The sequence below is a fragment of the Paenibacillus sp. Aloe-11 genome (genome assembly GCF_000245715.1).
GTDB lineage: Bacteria > Bacillota > Bacilli > Paenibacillales > Paenibacillaceae > Paenibacillus > Paenibacillus kribbensis.
Genome location: NZ_JH601057.1, coordinates 1 through 1,057 on the forward strand (window position 1 = coordinate 1; position 1,057 = coordinate 1,057).

Genomic DNA, 1,057 nt, shown 5'->3' on the forward strand with positions numbered 1-1,057 from the left:
CAGATTCGTCGCTTGCACTGAGCGTGCCGCCAGCTTTTCCGAGGTGACACTTTCCGCTTGGAGCGCCCGACCAGATATACTGTCAGGAGCCAGGTGTTGGTCTTGAATGGACTCCTTAGCCACATGCCAGGACTGCACCGCTCCATTCGCGATCTGGCTGGACGTAACCGCTCCTTCCTGCAAGGCATCCTCCGACACCGCCTGCCCTCCTACATGCTGTTGCTGGATGGCCCCTGCTTGCAGATGCTCCGACTGGACGGATTCCAAAGCGATATGTTTTGACTGCACTGCGCCTTCTGCCAGCGCAGATCCTTGGACCGCCCCATCGGCCAGATGCTGAGGGTGTACGACATGCTCTGTCAGATGTACGGAGCTTACACTAGCTTCCGCCAGATTCGAAGCATGCACTGCCCGAAGCGCAAGCTTCTCACTGTTCACGCTTCCTGCCTGAAGGGCGTGAACCGATATACTCCCCGGTGCAATATGTCGGGTCGTCACTGCCGAAGCCTGCAAATGGGAAGAGGTGACGGATTCCGGGGCCAAATGGTTCGACTGGATAGCCTCTTCTGCCACATGATTCCCTTGCACAGCTTCGTCGATAATGTGCCACGGCTGGATGGAATAAGGTGATAATTTGACCGCTGTCACACTCTCATCCGCCAGTTTGTCAGACGTAACGGACTCATCTTGCAAGGCGTGGGTCGATATCGTATCTGATGCGATATGCACACCCCGGATGGTTCCATTTTCCAGATGGTGCGGCTGGATCGACTCCGATGCAATATGCACAGACTTCACTGCACCTTCTGCCAGCGCTTTGTCCTGTACCGCTCCTGCTGCCAAATGCCGAGTGTGTACGGCCTGCTCAGACAAATGTGAAGGGCCCACGCTGTCTTCCGCCAGATTCGTCGCTTGCACTGAGCGTGCCGCCAGCTTTTCCGAGGTGATACTTTCTGCTTGGAGCGCCCGACCGGATACACTGTCCTGGGCCAAATGTCTCGTTAGCACTGAGGAAGCCTGTATATGAACCGAGGTCACTGCTCCGGCAGCCAAATGT

At 56.3% G+C, this 1,057-nt stretch carries 1 pseudogene; it reads right to left on the bottom strand.

Annotation, left to right across the window (positions count from 1 at the left end):
- A pseudogene (locus tag WG8_RS17330) lies at positions 1-1,057 on the bottom strand (WIAG-tail domain); the annotation flags it as partial.